Source organism: Streptomyces sp. MP131-18, assembly GCF_001984575.1.
Taxonomy (GTDB): domain Bacteria; phylum Actinomycetota; class Actinomycetes; order Streptomycetales; family Streptomycetaceae; genus Streptomyces; species Streptomyces johnsoniae.
In genome coordinates, this window is the sequence record NZ_LZNS01000001.1 from 2,420,882 (window position 1) to 2,436,019 (window position 15,138).

At 72.9% G+C, this 15,138-nt stretch carries 15 protein-coding genes; 8 read left to right on the forward strand and 7 right to left on the reverse strand.

Annotated features, from left to right (window positions below; translation table 11 throughout):
- Nucleotide 1: 1 nt before the first annotated feature.
- A complete protein-coding gene (locus tag STBA_RS10545; RefSeq protein ID WP_077058998.1) occupies nt 2–976 on the reverse strand; it encodes an ABC transporter substrate-binding protein in 975 nt (324 codons plus the stop codon).
- A gap of 411 nt (nt 977–1,387) precedes the next feature.
- On the opposite strand from STBA_RS10545, the gene STBA_RS10550 reads away from it, so the two are divergent.
- A complete protein-coding gene (locus tag STBA_RS10550; RefSeq protein ID WP_077058999.1) occupies nt 1,388–2,584 on the forward strand; it encodes an NADP-dependent malic enzyme in 1,197 nt (398 codons plus the stop codon).
- 72 nt (nt 2,585–2,656) lie between these two features.
- On the opposite strand, the gene STBA_RS10555 is transcribed toward STBA_RS10550, so the two are convergent.
- Entirely contained in the window at nt 2,657–3,415 is a 759-nt protein-coding gene (locus STBA_RS10555) for a class I SAM-dependent methyltransferase (protein ID WP_077059000.1), read from the reverse strand.
- Between the two features lie 98 nt (nt 3,416–3,513).
- On the opposite strand from STBA_RS10555, the gene STBA_RS10560 reads away from it, so the two are divergent.
- Nucleotides 3,514–4,134, forward strand: coding sequence for a CGNR zinc finger domain-containing protein (locus STBA_RS10560; protein ID WP_077059001.1), 621 nt, complete (start codon nt 3,514–3,516; stop codon nt 4,132–4,134).
- Here STBA_RS10560 and sodX read toward each other — a convergent pair.
- Nucleotides 4,047–4,433 carry a nickel-type superoxide dismutase maturation protease gene (sodX, locus tag STBA_RS10565; protein ID WP_311615423.1) on the reverse strand — a complete coding sequence of 129 codons (387 nt, stop codon included), beginning with the start codon at nt 4,431–4,433 and terminating at the stop codon, nt 4,047–4,049. The two genes, STBA_RS10560 and sodX, sit on opposite strands and share 88 nt — an antisense overlap.
- Before the next feature lie 162 nt (nt 4,434–4,595).
- Between sodX and sodN the strand changes: the two genes are divergently transcribed.
- Together sodN and STBA_RS10575 are read left to right on the forward strand one after the other, a co-directional pair.
- Nucleotides 4,596–4,991, forward strand: a complete 396-nt coding sequence (gene sodN / locus STBA_RS10570) for a superoxide dismutase, Ni (RefSeq protein ID WP_077059003.1) — start codon at nt 4,596–4,598, stop codon at nt 4,989–4,991.
- Nucleotides 4,992–5,132: 141 nt separating this feature from the next.
- Nucleotides 5,133–5,477, forward strand: a complete 345-nt coding sequence (locus STBA_RS10575) for a hypothetical protein (protein WP_077059004.1) — start codon at nt 5,133–5,135, stop codon at nt 5,475–5,477.
- A gap of 1,286 nt (nt 5,478–6,763) precedes the next feature.
- On the opposite strand, the gene STBA_RS10585 is transcribed toward STBA_RS10575, so the two are convergent.
- Entirely contained in the window at nt 6,764–8,131 is a 1,368-nt protein-coding gene (locus STBA_RS10585; RefSeq protein WP_077059006.1) for a cation:proton antiporter, read from the reverse strand.
- A gap of 192 nt (nt 8,132–8,323) precedes the next feature.
- Nucleotides 8,324–9,679: a cation:proton antiporter gene (locus STBA_RS10590; protein ID WP_077059007.1), complete on the reverse strand. Its 1,356-nt coding sequence runs from the start codon at nt 9,677–9,679 to the stop codon at nt 8,324–8,326.
- Between the two features lie 152 nt (nt 9,680–9,831).
- Here STBA_RS10590 and STBA_RS10595 point away from each other — a divergent pair, with 152 nt between their 5' ends.
- Nucleotides 9,832–10,092, forward strand: coding sequence for a hypothetical protein (locus STBA_RS10595; protein ID WP_077059008.1), 261 nt, complete (start codon nt 9,832–9,834; stop codon nt 10,090–10,092).
- A gap of 6 nt (nt 10,093–10,098) precedes the next feature.
- Here the strand turns inward: STBA_RS10595 and STBA_RS10600 are convergent, their stop codons facing one another.
- Nucleotides 10,099–12,387 carry an ATP-binding domain-containing protein gene (locus tag STBA_RS10600; RefSeq protein WP_077059009.1) on the reverse strand — a complete coding sequence of 763 codons (2,289 nt, stop codon included), beginning with the start codon at nt 12,385–12,387 and terminating at the stop codon, nt 10,099–10,101.
- A gap of 161 nt (nt 12,388–12,548) precedes the next feature.
- Between STBA_RS10600 and STBA_RS10605 the strand changes: the two genes are divergently transcribed.
- The 3 genes from STBA_RS10605 (at nt 12,549) to STBA_RS10615 (ending at nt 14,625) form a co-directional block, all read left to right on the forward strand.
- Nucleotides 12,549–13,025 (forward strand): NUDIX domain-containing protein, encoded by a 477-nt coding sequence (locus STBA_RS10605; RefSeq protein WP_077059010.1) that lies wholly within the window; start codon nt 12,549–12,551, stop codon nt 13,023–13,025.
- A gap of 284 nt (nt 13,026–13,309) precedes the next feature.
- Nucleotides 13,310–13,723 carry an anti-sigma regulatory factor gene (locus tag STBA_RS10610; RefSeq protein ID WP_077063240.1) on the forward strand — a complete coding sequence of 138 codons (414 nt, stop codon included), beginning with the start codon at nt 13,310–13,312 and terminating at the stop codon, nt 13,721–13,723.
- Nucleotides 13,720–14,625 carry an RNA polymerase sigma factor SigF gene (locus STBA_RS10615; RefSeq protein WP_077059011.1) on the forward strand — a complete coding sequence of 302 codons (906 nt, stop codon included), beginning with the start codon at nt 13,720–13,722 and terminating at the stop codon, nt 14,623–14,625. Before STBA_RS10610 ends, STBA_RS10615 begins: the two co-directional genes overlap by 4 nt.
- Nucleotides 14,626–14,644: 19 nt before the next feature.
- Here STBA_RS10615 and STBA_RS10620 read toward each other — a convergent pair whose 3' ends face one another.
- Nucleotides 14,645–15,079: a hypothetical protein gene (locus STBA_RS10620; protein ID WP_077059012.1), complete on the reverse strand. Its 435-nt coding sequence runs from the start codon at nt 15,077–15,079 to the stop codon at nt 14,645–14,647.
- Nucleotides 15,080–15,138 lie beyond the last annotated feature (59 nt).

A 15,138-nucleotide genomic window follows, 5' to 3' on the forward strand; every position in this document is an offset into this window, starting at 1 on the left:
GTCACCCGTCGGAGCTGCCGGCGTTGATGGTGGCCTCCGCGACGGCGCCGGCCTCGGCGTCCCACTCGGCCAGGATCTCCGCGTACGTCCCGTCGTCGATGATCTCCTGAACGGCGGCCTGGAGGGCGTCCCGCAGCTCCGGCTGGTCCTTCGGCACGGCGATCCCGTAGGGCGCGGCGTCGATCTGCTCGCCGACCACCTCGTACTCCTCGCCGCCGCCCGCCTCCGCCGCGTTGTACAGGGCGACCGGGTAGTCGGTGATCACGGCGTCGGCCCGGCCGCTCTGGAGAGCGGTGATCGACTCGGAGTCGACCGAGCTGATGATGTCCTCGATCGGCTCGTCGCAGGCGGCCGCCTGCTCCTGCACGACCGCTTCGTTCGCCGTGCCCTGCTGCGCCGCGACGGCGAGCCCGCACAGGTCGTCCAGGCCCTGGATGCCCTCGGGGTTGCCCGCGGGCACCAGGATGGCGGACCCGGCCTGGAAGTAGTTGACGAAGTCGGTGCCGCCCTGGGCGTCGTCGGTGCCGCCCTCCTGGCGTTCCTTGGTGTCCGTCATCGCCGACATGATGATGTCGTACCGGCCGCTGTTCATGCCGAGGATGAGGCCGTCGAACGTGCCGTTCTCGAAGACGAACTCGACGCCGAGCACCTCGCCGAGCGCCGCGCCGATGGCCGGGTCGATGCCGGAGACCTCTTCGTTCTCGTCGTAGAACTCGATGGGCGGGTACGCGATGTCCGAGCCGACGCGGATCTCCCCGGCATCACGGATCTCCTGCGGCAGCAGGCCGGCCGCGTCGCCCGCGGCGTCGCCCTCGCCACCGCCACCGCCCGCGGACTCCTGGGCGCTCTCGTTGTCGCCCCCCTCGTTCCCCGCGTCATCGGTCTGGTCTCCGCAGGCGCCGAGCAGCAGCGCGCCGCTCGCGACGAACGCGCCGACCGCGGCAAGGCGCAGACGGCGGGGGGAGCTGGAGATCATGGCGTGATCCTCCTGGGGTGGCGGAAGGTCCGAGAAGCGGCACGCGTCTTCGAGTGTCACGAGCTTGTGCGTTTTTCGATGCACGGCATCCTGCCACCCGAACCAGCGTCCCCGGCCACCCCGAACGTCAAGATCGGATAACGGACACGGAACACCGGTCACCGGGAGTGATACACGGCAACTGGTGACTGCCCGAAGTGCGGTCATTCACCGTCCGGTTACCGAACACTGTCGTTGTCGGTGGACTTCATCGGGTAGAACGAATCGTTATCACCCCTCACCCGGGGACCAGGGCGCGTGTGCGACGCGTCCGGCGTCCGCCGCTCACCCAGGCGGACGTGGTGCCCGCCCGCCCCCTGACCTGGGAGCGGCTCCCACCCTCAACCTGTGATGCGAATAAGGGGTCAATCAGTGGCATCGGAGATCGTCAATCCGAGGAACGAGCTTGCGGACGCGGGGCTCGATCCCGCGTTCGCCCTGCACCGCGGCGGCAAGATGGCGGTCGCCGCCACGGTGCCCGTGCGGAACGCGGACGACCTGTCCCTCGCCTACACGCCCGGCGTCGCGCGGGTCTGCGGCGCGATCGCCCAGCAGCCGGAGCTGGTCCACGAGTACACCTGGAAGTCCCAGGTCGTCGCCGTGGTCACGGACGGCAGCGCCGTGCTGGGCCTCGGCGACATCGGTCCGGAGGCGTCACTTCCGGTGATGGAGGGGAAGGCCATCCTCTTCAAACAGTTCGGCGGCGTGGACGCGGTGCCCGTCGCGCTCGACTGCCGGGACCCGGACGAGATCGTGGAGACCGTGGCGCGGCTCGCGCCCTCGTTCGGCGGAGTGAACCTGGAGGACATCTCGGCGCCGCGCTGCTTCGAGATCGAACGCAAGCTCCAGGAGCGGGTGAACATCCCCGTCTTCCACGACGACCAGCACGGCACGGCCGTCGTCACACTCGCCGCCCTGCGGAACGCGGCGCGACTGACCGGCCGCGACCTCGCCGACCTGCGGGTGGTGATCTCCGGCGCCGGGGCGGCCGGCGTCGCCATCGCGAAGATCCTGCTCGGCGCGGGCGTCGGGGACGTCGTGGTCTGCGACCGCAAGGGCATCGTGTCCGCGGACCGCACCGACCTGACCGACGTCAAGCGGGAGCTGGCCGCGCTGACCAACCGCACCGGCCTGACCGGTTCGCTCGCGGCGGCGCTCGACGGGGCGGACGTCTTCGTCGGCGTCAGCGGCGGCACCGTGCCGGAGCCGGCGGTCGCCAAGATGGCGCCGGGCGCGTTCATCTTCGCCATGGCCAACCCGGACCCGGAGATCCACCCCGAGGTCGCGGCCCGCTACGCCGCGGTGGTGGCCACCGGGCGCAGCGACTACCCGAACCAGATCAACAACGTGCTCGCCTTCCCCGGCATCTTCTCCGGCGCGCTGTCGGTCCGGGCCACGCGGATCACCGAGGGCATGAAGCTGGCCGCGGCCGAGGCCCTCGCGGCCGTGGTCGCCGACGACCTCAGCCCCTCCCGGGTCATCCCCTCCCCCTTCGACGAACGCGTCGCCCCGGCCGTCGCCGCGGCGGTCGCGGCGGCCGCGCGCGCCGAGGGCGTGGCCAGGGCGTGAGACCACGGCCCGGCGCGGCCTCCCATCGGCAGGGAGGCCGCGCCGGGACCGCGCCGGGACCGCGCCGGTGCGTTACTTCAGTGCGATGACCACCGCGTCGGTCAGGGAGCTCCACGCCGTCCTGGCCTCGGCGAAGCCCGCCCCGCGCAGGGTGTCGGTGTGCCACCGGAGGGTGGCGAACTCGCCGTTGCCGTGGTCGCCCTCCCTGGGCCTGCCGAAGATCGCGAACCGCTCGGCCGCTTCCTCGGCCAGCTCGGGCGCCGCGGCGACCGCGTCCCACCAGTCCGCCCAGTCCTGGACGCCGGCCGCCTTCTCCCGCTCCTGCCTCGCCTTCCTGAACGCGCGCTCCGCCGCGTTGATCCGCGGGGTCGACTCGTCCGGCATGTGGTCCGCGTTCAGGAACACCCCGCCCGGCCGCACCAGACCGGCCAGCCGGCCGTACAGCGCACGCAGCGGCTCCTCGCGCAGCCAGTGCAGGGCCGTCGCCGTGAGCACGGCGTCGTAGGAGTCGTAGGGCAGCGTCTCGGCCCAGTCGGGCGCGGTGAGGTCCGCGCGGACGAACTCCACCCGCTGCTCCCCCTCGAACGAGCCGCGCGCGATCGCCAGCAGCGCCGGGTCCAGGTCGACGCCGGTGCTGACCGCGCCGGGGAAGCGCGTGAGCAGCCGCCTGCTGATGCTGCCCGTGCCGCAGGCCAGGTCGAGCACGCGCGGCCGGTCGCCGACCAACGCCTCCACCGCGTCCAGCATGACCCGGAAGCGCTCCTCGCGGTCCGGCAAATACCACTCCTGCTGCCGGTCCCAACTGTCCTGCCACTGCTGCCAGTCGGTCATGTCCACTCCTCCACGCACACCTGCGGTAAGAGACACCTGCGGATGGCGGCCCTTACTAGTACGCTGATGACCATAGCTGGCACGCGTAAGGAACACAATTGGAACTGACCTATTACTCGGACTTCGCCGTGCGGCTGATCAACACCGAGGAGCCACTGCGCGGTACGGACGCGCTGACCTCGGTGGACGCCGTGCGCCGCCTGTTCGGCGAGGCCCAGCAGGCCGCCCGGCGGGCCGGCGAGGGCGACGTGACCCGGCTGCGCGGGGTGCGGACCCGGCTGCGCGCCGTCTTCGCGGCCGCGGCGGAGGGCGACGAGGTGCGGGCCGTCGACCTCCTCAACGCGCTGCTGCTCGAATACCCGGCCAGCCCGCAGATCTCAGGACACGACTACCTGGACGAGGCCGGCCGCCCCCGCTGGCACCTGCACCTGGCCGAGCACCCGTCCAGCGCCACCGCCGGCTACGCGGCCATCGCCTGCATGGGCCTCGCGTTCCAGCTGACCGACCTCGGCGTGGACCGGCTCGGCATCTGCGGGGCCGAGCCCTGCCGCAACGCCTACCTCGACACGTCGACCAACCGCTCCAAGCGCTACTGCTCGGACCGGTGCGCGACGCGGGCCAACGTGGCCGCCTACCGGGCGCGCAAGCGCCGCGAACGGGCGCTCAGCGGGCGCACCGCCGATGGCAGCCCGGTCAGCGCCGACACCAGCGAGACCTGACCCCGGCGGAGCGGCGCGCGCAGCCGCAGCAGCGCACGCGCCACCAGCAGGCCGTCCGGCACCGCCCCGAACTCGCGGCTGTCGTTGACCACTTCCGGGTTGTCCCCGACCACCCACCAGCCGCCGCGGCGGCGGCCGACGGCGCGCTTGACGATCAGCAGATCGTGCTGGAACGGATGCCGCAGCACGACCACGTCCCCCGGCCGCACCCGGGACCCGTAACTCAGCAGCAGCTGATCGCCGGGCCGCAGGGTGGGCAGCATCGAGGGGTTGTAAACCTCGGCCAGCCCCAGCCTCATCGCGCTCCTCCACTCGTCGGCGGCCATCGTCCGCCATCGGCCCCAGTCAAGCATTGGACTTTTGGCCTAAGCCGGGGTACCCGGCCCGGGTCGGCCGAGAAAACCCGCCCTGCACGGAGTAATGTCGGCCAGGAGAAGACGATCACGAGGAAGGACAGCTTCATGCTCTCCCGCCTGTTTGCCCCGAAGGTCAAAGTCAGCGCCCACTGCGACCTGCCGTGCGGCGTGTACGACCCGGCCCAGGCCAGGATCGAAGCCGAGTCCGTCAAGGCCATCCAGGAGAAGTACCAGGCCAACGACGACCCGCACTACCGCGCCCGCGCCACGACCATCAAGGAGGAGCGGGCCGAGCTGGCCAAGCACCACATCTCGGTGCTGTGGAGCGACTACTTCAAGCCGCCGCACTTCGAGAAGTACCCCGAGCTGCACCAGCTGGTGAACGACACCCTGAAGGCCCTGAGCGCCGCGAAGGGCTCCACCGACCCGGCCACGGGCCAGAAGGCGCTGGACTACATCGCCCAGGTCGACAAGATCTTCTGGGAGACCAAGAAGGCCTGACCCCCGGGCCCAGCCCAGCACTCCGCCCCCGGCACACAGCTGCCGGGGGCGGCTGCATGCCCGCACCGCGCCGCGGCGGCCCCGGGGTGTGCGGCCCTAGGATGTGCGCGCAGCCAGTTCTCGAGTGCACCGGGGGAGCGAGTGATTCAGGACCACGGCCGGGCGGGGGCGGGGGACGGGGAGTCCGCACAGGTCGCGCCGGCCCAGCCACCGGTGCAGACACCGGCGGAGACCCTGACGTTCGTCGTGGCGGTCGGCGACGACCCGCACGACCCCGGCGCCGGCGGCGAGATGGGGATTTTCCGCCGCCGCGACGAGAGCGCCACCGCGCTCCGGGACATTCCGGTCGCCGTACTGCGGCGCAACCTCAGGCGCACGGTCCCGGGACTCCAGCAGGTGCTGAGCGAGATCGATCCGCCGGAGGGCGGCATGCGGCTCCGCGAGGCGCAGGTGTCCTTCGAGGTGACGGCGGCGGGATCGCGCTGATGGGCACCTCGGCCGAGACGTCGGCCACCGGCGCCATCACCCTCACCAGGTCGATATCGCGGGCCCCGGCGCGCTGTTCCGCATCCGGCGGCTCGGCCGCGGGCACGACGCGGGCACGACGGTGCGCCTGTACCTCCGCTCGCCCGAGCGCGCCCCCTCGTGCGTCCGCCTGCTGCGGCGCCTGCTGTGGCTCTCGGAGTTCACCGTCACGGCCACCGACGGGGCCGAGACGCAGCGCTGGCGGCCCGGCGTGCTGTCGCCCGCGGCGCCGCTGGACGAGCACTCCCCCGGCTCCCCGGGGGGGGGCAGCGGAGAGATCAGGACCCTCGCCGGCGCCCGCCCGCAGGTGTGGTGGTGCAGCCGGGGCGGCGGCATCCTGGCCGACGGCCTGTGGGCCGGTGCGCCGCTGTTCGGCGCGGTGGTCAATCTCGAAGGTCCGCACGTTCCCCGGCTGAGCGTGGACCGCAACCAGATGCTGGAGCACGACCGGGAGCACGTCGGCCGCCTGCTGCGGGAACAGATCCCGGCGCTGCTCGCGCCGGAGGCGGGAATCCTCGACCACGAGTGGGCGTGCACCGTGGCGCTGCATGACCCGCGGCTCGCGGACGAGGTGTTCGCGCGGGCCGTCGCGACAGGCTTCTCCCCCTGGACGGTCGGCGGGCAGGACGTGGACGCGGCGGCCGTGGGCTGCTTCCAGGGCGATGCCCCGCGTTTCTCCCGCGATCAGCCGCTGCTCCGGCGGGCGCTGTTCAGCGCCCCTTCCGAGCATGTCCCGCAGTGGCGCGCCCTGGCGTGGATCAAGGCGGGAGCCTTCCCCGGGGTGACCGTGACCGAGCCGGAGACGGTGGCACTGACCCGTCCCAGTGACACCGTGCTGCTCAGCCTGGGGGGCGCACGGACGCCCAACTTCTGGCGGACAACCGCTGGCTCGAGCCGGAATGGCTGCCAGGCGACGCGCCCGTGCCCCTCGGCCACATCCTCCGGGCGGCGCGCGACATCGGCCGCACGCCGGCCGACGTCGCCGACCGCCTCACCCACCTCGGCCACCCCCTCCCCGCCGGCCGCCCGCTCCCCGACACCCCCCCCACCCCGACGACATCACCCTCCTCAGCGTCGACCTCGACGGGCAGCCCCCGTGGCTGGCCGCCGGGAAGCCGGTGCCGGCAGGTCACATCCTGCGCGCCGCGGCACTTACCGGTCGCACGCCGGCCGAGGTGGCCGGGCGGCTCGCGGAACTCGGGCTCCCGCTTCCGCCGGGCGTGCGGTTCGGTCCGGCCCGCTGAGCGCTACGCGGGGCTCCTGGGCTCGTCCGGGGCCGGAGGGTCGCGTTCCTCCGCGGCACCGCTCAGTTCGAGGACGCGGCGTTCGCGCAGCCCCTCCTCCGCGGTGTGCTCGACGCGGCTCATCGCCAGCCTGAGCAGCGGCGGTGCCATGAGGGAGGTGAGGACCGCGACGAGCACGATGATGCTGTACATCTCGACGGTCAGCAGTCCGAGTCTGACGCCGATCATCGCGATGATCACTTCGATGACGCCCCGCGCGTTCATCCCGGCGCCCAGGGCCAGCGCCTCCCACCGGGTGACGCCGCTGAACAGGCCGCCGAGGAACGCGCCGAGGAACTTGCCCGCGACGGCCACGCCGACCACCGCCAGCGCCCACAGCGCGATATCGGGATCGCCGAGCGCGGTGAGGTCCATCCGCAGCCCCGCCGTGGCGAAGAAGAGGGGGGCGAGCACGGTGACGACCGTCGTGTTCAGCGGTTCGAGGGCGCGCATGTCGACGCCCTTGGCGGCCCCGATGAGCACGCCGCACAGGAACGCCCCGAAGACCGCTTCGAGTTCGAGGGCCTGCGTGCCCGCGGCCGAGAGGACCACCAGCACGACCGCCGCGACCACCGGCATCCCGCGCACCCCGGAGCGCAGGGCCGCGCTCATCACCCACCGGACGACGAACCGGCCCACCGTCAGCACGATCAGCAGGACCAGAGCCAGGTGCGACAGAGAGGTCAGCACGTCGCCGCCGGTCAGCCCGGCGGTGGTGGCCATCGCGGCGACCAGCGAGACGAGTACCCAGCCGACGGCGTCGTCGACGGTCCCGGCCACCAGGATCATCTGCCCGATGTTGCGGTGGATCAGCCGCAGGTCCATCAGGGTCCTGGCGATCACCGGGATCGCGCTGACGCACATCGCGACGCCCACGAAGCAGGCGAAGACCGTCTGGTCGGCGCCGTCCGCCCGCAGCCGGTCGGGCAGCAGCAGGCCGATCCAGATGCCGAACGCGAGCGGCACCACGAGCCCGGCGATGCTCACCCCGGCCGCCCGGGAGCCCTGCCTGCGGACCAGCTTGAGGTCGACGTGCATGCCGGTGAAGCCGACGAGCAGGATCACGCCGAGCTGCCCGAGCGCGTCCAGCAGGTGCATCTGGCCCGGCTCCTGCGGGAACAGCCACGTGCCCACGCCGGGCAGGAGCTGCGCCAGCAGGGAGGGGCCGAGCAGGACGCCGGCCGACAGCTCGCCGACGATGGCCGGCATGCCGAGCCGGACGGCCAGGCGGCCGAGGAGGATCGCCGCAAGCAGCAGTACGCCTATCTGGAGGAGGAGGACGAGGAGTTCGTGGTGCGCGATCGGGGCTACCACGGAGGTGGCCGGCGTCATCGAACGTCCTTTCGCCGCGGAATGGGCGCGCACGGGGGCGGGAGCAGGAAAGGGGAGGGACAACAATGGCCCGCGTGCCAAATCCGGGCACGCAGGCCATTGTTGCCGTCGGCAAAAGCACCGATCAATCTTTGTCAGGTTATATTCACGCAGTTTCCGAGGCGTAAGGGCGCGCGGTATTCACCACCGGTCTCACCGCTTTTCCTCCGGTCGCGACCGGGCGTCCCGCCCCGCCGGGTGCCGGGGCGGCGGGCGCCGGTCGTCCGGCGGGGACGCGGGGGCGACGACCCCCGCGCCGCGCGCGCCCGGCGCGTCCTGCGGCGGGCGGGGCAGCAGCGGGCCGGCCATCATCGACGTGAGCAGCGCCATCACGACCATCATCGTGAAGATCTGGTCATCCAGAATGCCCAGCTCCATGCCGACCTTGAGGATCACCAGCTCGGTGAGACCGCGCGTGTTCATCAGCACGGCGACCTGCCGCGTCTCGCTCCAGCTGCACCCGGCGAGCCGCGCCGGAACGCCCGCACCGAGGAACTTCCCCGTGCACGCGACACCGATGATCGCCAGCAGTTCGAGCGCGCCGTCCGCGCCCAGCGCGCCGAGGTCGACGGACAGGCCGGTGACGACGAAGAACACCGGCAGCAGCAGCCCGCCGGTCTTGCGCAACGGCTCCCGCACCCGCCGCGCCAGCACGTCCCGCGGCGTCCGCGGCGTCACCAGGCCGAACGCGAAGGACCCGAAGATCGCGTCGATCCCGATCCACGAGGTCGCCCAGCCGCTGAGCAGGAGGCCGGAGAACAGCACGGTCAGTACCGCGGCCCCCGACCGCCCGGGGCCGAGCGCGCCGGCCAGCCACCGGGCGAGCAACGGCCGTACGACGAAGGCGAGCAGCCCCATGAACGCCGCGAGGCACGCCAGCATCGACAGGTAGCCGCTCGGCCCGCTCGCGGTGACGACCGCCGTCACCACGGCGAGCAGCGCCCAGGCCAGCGCGTCGGCGACCGCGGCGCACGCCATGACCAGCGCGCCCACCGGCGTGGACTGGAGCCCGTTCTCCACCAGGATGCGCGCCAGCACGGGGAAGGCGGTGATCGCCAGCGCGGTGCCGAGGAACAGCAGGAACGACAGCCGCGGCACCGTGGCGCCGTCCACCTCGCTGTGCCGCGTGTACAGCATGGCGGCCAGGCCGAAGCCCAGAGCGAACGGGACCGCCATCGACCCCAGCGAGACGGCGACGACCGTGCCGCGGCGTCTGCGCAGCGAACCGCCCTCCATCTCCCAGCCGACCAGGAACATGAAGATCAGCAGGCCGACTTCGGCGATGGCGAGCAGCTGCTCGCGCGCCGCCTCGGGGAACAGCAGCTGCGGCAGATCGCCCGGCAGCAGGCCCAGCACGCTGGGGCCGAGCACGATGCCCGCCGTGATCTCCGCGATGACGACGGGCTGGCGCAGTCTGCGCATCTGCCGGGCGAGGAGCGAGCCGACGATGAGCACGAGGGCGACATCGGCCATGACGATGGCGACCGGGAAATCGGATGAGTGCGTCAACACGTGTTCCGCCTATCGGGCAGGGACAGGTGAGCTGATCAACGCCGGTTCGCCCATGGTCGTCACGATCGCTACTTGACGAACAGTTAAGGATCGGTAGATAGCTTCTCCTGACCCCTCATTACCGTCGGATGAGAAAGGAGGGCCACCCGATGACCGAACATGCTTCAGCCGGGAAACGCCCTACCGGGCTGCGCCACTGGCTGCTCCGCGGGCTGACCACGCTCGGGGTCATGGCCACCGGGTACGCCCCGCGCGCGTGGTGGGACGCCCCGGGCGACGCGTGGTGGGAGCGGGGCGACATCGAGCAACTGCCGCCCGCGCAGGCCGCACCGCCCGGGCCGGCGGAGCCCACGGCGCCCGCCCCCGACCCCAGGCATGCGTTCATCCCCGTCTGGCACCCGGAACGCTGACCCGCCTCATCCCGCCGCGGCGGCCGGCGGGCGCAGCAGCGCCAGCGGCTCGGGCGGGGTACGGCCGGTGTGCAGAACGCCCAGCCGCTGGGTGGCGCGGGTGAGCGCCACATACAGGTCGTTGAGCCCGCGCGGCGACGCGGCGGCGATGCCGTCGGGGTCGGCGACCAGGACGGAGTCGAACTCGAGGCCCTTCGCGCGGCCGACGTCCAGCACGTCCACCCGGTCCGGCAGCCCGGCCGCCGCGGCCCCCGCGGCGAGGGCGGGCACCAGCGCCGCGGGTGCCAGGACGGCGACCCGGCCCTCGGGCGAGCCCGCGCACTCGCGCGCGGCCCGGCGCACGGCCGCCGCCACCAGCTCCTCCCGCGGCACGGCGAGCCGCCACGGCTCGGCCGGAGTGTCGCGCACCGCGCGCGGCGGTCTGGCCGCGGGGTCGATGCGGTGCAGCACCCCGGCGGCGACGGCCGCGATCCGGGCGGGGAGGCGGTAGTTCACAGTCAGCTCGGCCCGCCGGAACCGGCTGCCGACGTGCGGCCCGAGCACGTCCGCCCAGGAGCCGCGGGACCCGCCGGGCGCGCCGGTCTGCGCGATATCGCCGACCACGGTCATGGAGCGGGCCGGGCAACGGCGCATCAGCACCCGCCAGGCCATCGCGGACAGCTCCTGCGCCTCGTCGACGACCACGTGCCCGAACGCCCAGGTGCGGTCGGCGGCGGCGCGCTCCGCGGCGTCGCGCGTGTCCCGTTCCGCCTGCCGCTCGGCCAGCCGTTCCGCGTCGATCAGGTCGAAGGCGGCGAGCTGTTCGGCCTCCTCGCCGTCGTCGAAGTCGGTCGTGCGCGAGCCGTAGGCGATGTCCAGCGCCTCCCCGGCCAGCGCGAGCCGCTCCGCACGCTCCGCGGCCGCCTCCTCCTCGGCCGCGCGCAGCACGGCCGGATCGTCCCCGAGCAGCTCCGCGGCCTCGTCGAGGAGCGGCACGTCGGCCACCGACCAGCCGAGGCGGTCCAGGGGGCGCAGCAGCCCCGCGCGTTCCTCCGCGGTGAGCCCTGGCGCCGCGGCGGCCAGTCGTTCCGGCGAGGCGTACAGCTCCCGCAGCAGCCGCTGCGGCGTGAGCCGCGGCCACAGCGCGTCGAGCGCGGCCGACACCTCGGGGGACGCGGCCAGGTCCGCCGCGATGATCTCCAGGTCCTCCGCGGTCAGCAGACTGCTGCCGTCCAGCACGTCCTGGCCGAACTGCGCGGCCACGCCGCGGGCCAGCGCGGCCAGGGCCAGCTCGCGGAAGACGGCCGCCGCCTGGTTGTGCGGCAGTCCGCTCTCCCTGGCCACCCGGCGCGCCTCGGCGCAGTCGTCCGGGTCGAGGCGCGCGGTGCCCTCGTCGTAGACGATGTCGAACGGGGCGTCCGGCACCTCCTGCCGGTCGCGCACGGCGGCGGCCAGCACGCCGGCCATCGACGCCCGCCCCTTCACCTCGGCCGCCGCGGGCGCCTCCGGGCGCCGGGCGCGCACGCCGGGGTACAGCTCCCCGACCGTGGCGAGCAGCACCCCGCTCTCGCCCAGCGAGGGCAGGACGTCGCCGATGTAGCGCAGGAACGTGGTGTTCGGGCCGACGATCAGGACGCCGCTCCTGGCGAGCCGTTCGCGCTGCGTGTAGAGCAGGTACGCGGCGCGGTGCAGCGCCACCGCCGTCTTCCCCGTGCCGGGTCCGCCCTGGACGACGAGGACCCCGCTGTGGGGGGAACGGATGATGTCGTCCTGCTCCTTCTGGATCGTGGCGACGATGTCGCTCATGCGGCCGGTCCTGGCCGCGTCGACGGCGGCCAGCAGCGCCGCGTCCCCGGCGGGCTCCGCGAGCCCGTCGAACTCCTCGTCCAGCACGCCGGTCACGCGCCGGCCGCTGGTCCTGATGTGCCGGCGCCGCCGCACGCCCTCGGTGGAGCGGGCGGTGGCGGCGTAGAACGGCCGGGCCGCCGGGGCGCGCCAGTCGATGAGCAGCGGCTCGAAGTCGGCGCTGCCGTCGAGGATGCCCATGCGCCCGACGTAGCGCCGTTCGTCGTCGTCCATGTCGAGCCGGCCGAAGCACAGCCCGTTCTCCACGGCGTCGAGCCGGGCCGCGCGCCTGGCCAGTTCGTCCGCGGCGACGTCCCGTTCCGCCAGGCCCTGGTGGCCGAGCCCGGTGGCCGCGAGCACCCCTTCGAGCCGCGCGCCGGCCTCGGCGCGCAGCTCGTCCAGACGCCCGTAGAGCCTGGTCAGATACGCCTGTTCGCCGGTCAGGTCACCGGTTCGCCCGCCTGTTGACACGCAACTCCTCTATTCGCTAAGATGCATTCTGCGAGCAGTCTTGGATTTTCAGGTCCAACGCCTGTCAAATCCAGCAATCTAGCGCGGTCTTCACCTCGTCGCAAACAGCGACGGGGTTTTTCTGTGCGCGCTGCGCGGGCGCCCCCGCCTAGGCTGCGGGCATGCACCGGTCCCTGCCGCCCGCCACCGCCGCCATGACGATGCTCGCCGCCGCCGTCATCGTCCACGACCCCGCCGCCGACCGCGTGGTGCTGCTGCGCCGCGGGCCCGCCGCGAAGTTCGGGCGCGGCCTGTGGGACCTGCCGGTCGGCAAGAGCGACCCGGGCGAGCCCGTCACCGTCACCGCCGCACGGGAACTGGCGGAGGAGACCGGGCTCGTCGTCGACCCGGCCGAGCTGCGCCTGGCGCATGTGATTCACGCCGCACGCGGGGCGGAGGCGCCCAACGGGTTCCTCACCGTGATCTTCCTCGCCCGCCGCTGGCGCGGGACGCTGCGCAACGCCGAGCCCCACAAGCACTCCGAGGTCCGGTGGGTGGACGCGAAGGCCCTGCCGGCGGACATCGTGTTCGCCGCGGACGACATCATCAGGCAAGCCCTGGCAGGCGAGTCCGGCGTCGGGCTGCACGGCTGGGCGTGACGGGCGCCGCCGCACTGCGCACGCCGGCGCGGGTACCATCGGCGATCATTGCGGCGCGCACGCGCAACGCCGCGGGAAAATCGAGGAATTGACGCTTCCACCATGGCCACAGTACGCACCGAATGCATTACGATGAGTAATACCGTCGAGGTGGTCGGAAGGTTCCGCCGCATCCCGGGCCGGGCGACAGCACGCCATGGATCGCGGTAGCGTCGCAAGGCGACCCGGGCATCTCTGCGGTGCCCGGGAGCGCTCAATCAGTATGAGTCTCTGTGGAGGTGAGGGTGTCCCCCATCCCAGGTGAGCCCGGATCGCAGGACTTCGTCGAAGTCCGGCTGCCGGCGGCGGGTGCCTATCTGTCAGTGCTGCGAACGGCCACGGCCGGTCTCGCGGCGCGGCTGGATTTCACCCTGGACGAGATCGAGGACCTGCGCATCGCGGTCGACGAGGCCTGCGCCATCCTGCTCCAGCAGGCAATTCCGGGGAGCGTCCTCGAGTGTGTCTTCACCCTGGTCGGCGACGCCCTGCGGGTCACGGTCTCGGCGCCCACCACCGAGGGCCACGCGCCGGAGCGGGACACCTTCGCCTGGACCGTGCTGACGGCGCTCGCGGGTGAGGTCGAATCGGCCGTCGGAGAGGACAAGACGGTCAGCATCAGCCTGCACAAAAAGCGCGGCGGCGCCCCCGGAGCGCCGTGACCGGCGCACAGGGGCCGCCACGGGACGAGGGGGCCGAGGTGAACGAGGTGGAACAGGCCGCAAGACCCCGCCGGGAGCCGGCCGGGGCAGCCATTCCCGGACAGCAGGAGCCTGCCGCGCCCGCACAGCGGCGGGTACTGCCCGACCCGCACGACCGCGGGGCGGCACGTGATCTCTTCGTCGAGCTGCGCAAGCTGCCCGACGGCTCGTCGGAGCGAGCCGAGCTGCGCAACAGCCTGGTGCGGATGCACCTGCCGCTGGTGGAGCACCTGGCCCGCCGCTTCCGCAACCGCGGGGAGCCGCTCGACGACCTGACGCAGGTGGCGACCATCGGCCTGATCAAGTCGGTGGACCGCTTCGACCCGGAGCGCGGCGTGGAGTTCTCCACGTACGCCACGCCCACCGTGGTCGGCGAGATCAAGCGGCACTTCCGGGACAAGGGCTGGGCGGTGCGCGTGCCGCGGCGGCTCCAGGAGCTGCGGCTGTCCCTCAGCCAGGCGACCGCGGAGCTGTCCCAGCAGCACGGCCGGGCGCCGACCGTGCACGAGCTGGCGCAGCGCCTCAGCATCTCCGAGGAGGACGTGCTCGAGGGCCTCGAATCGGCGAACGCGTACAGCACCCTGTCCCTCGACGTGCCGGACACCGATGACGAGTCGCCTGCCGTGGCCGACACTCTGGGCGCCGAGGACGACGCCCTGGAGGGCGTGGAGTACCGCGAGTCGCTGAAGCCGCTGCTCGAAGAGCTGCCGCCGCGGGAGAAGAAGATCCTGCTGCTGCGCTTCTTCGGCAACATGACGCAGTCGCAGATCGCCCAGGAGGTCGGCATCTCGCAGATGCACGTCTCCCGGCTGCTGGCCCGCACGCTCGCGCAGTTGCGCGAGAAGCTGCTGGTGGAGGAGTAACGGCCGCGGCCACGTCCCCTCAGGCAGTCCCGCGGGGCGCGGCGCCCAGCGCCGCGGTGGCCGTCGGATTGATCAGGCAGCCGAGCGCGGCGATGGCCGAGAGGCCCAGCGCGGCCGCCGCCACCGGCCAGAGCCCGCCGCTGCCGAACAGGGTCCAGGTGACGGGGACGGCGAGCAGCTGCGTCAGCACGGCCGGGCTGCGGCTCCAGCGGCGCAGCCGCCACAGCCCGTGGCCCGCGGACAGCGGCAGCGCGGACAGGGCCAGCAGCGTCACGGCGCCGGTGAGCGCCTGCGTCGGGTCGTCCGGGTCCCCGGTCACCACGAGGAGCAGCATGGCCGCGCCGACCGCCGCGATCGCCGCGCCCTGGAGGCCGTTCAGCACGGCCGCGACGGTCACCGTACGCGGACGTCCGGTCACGTCCTGCCCGCTTTGCTGAGTGCTGTTCTCGCCCACCCCGCAAGCGTATAGCCCACCGGCGGCGCCCCGGCCGCCGTGGCCTGGGTACTCTGCCA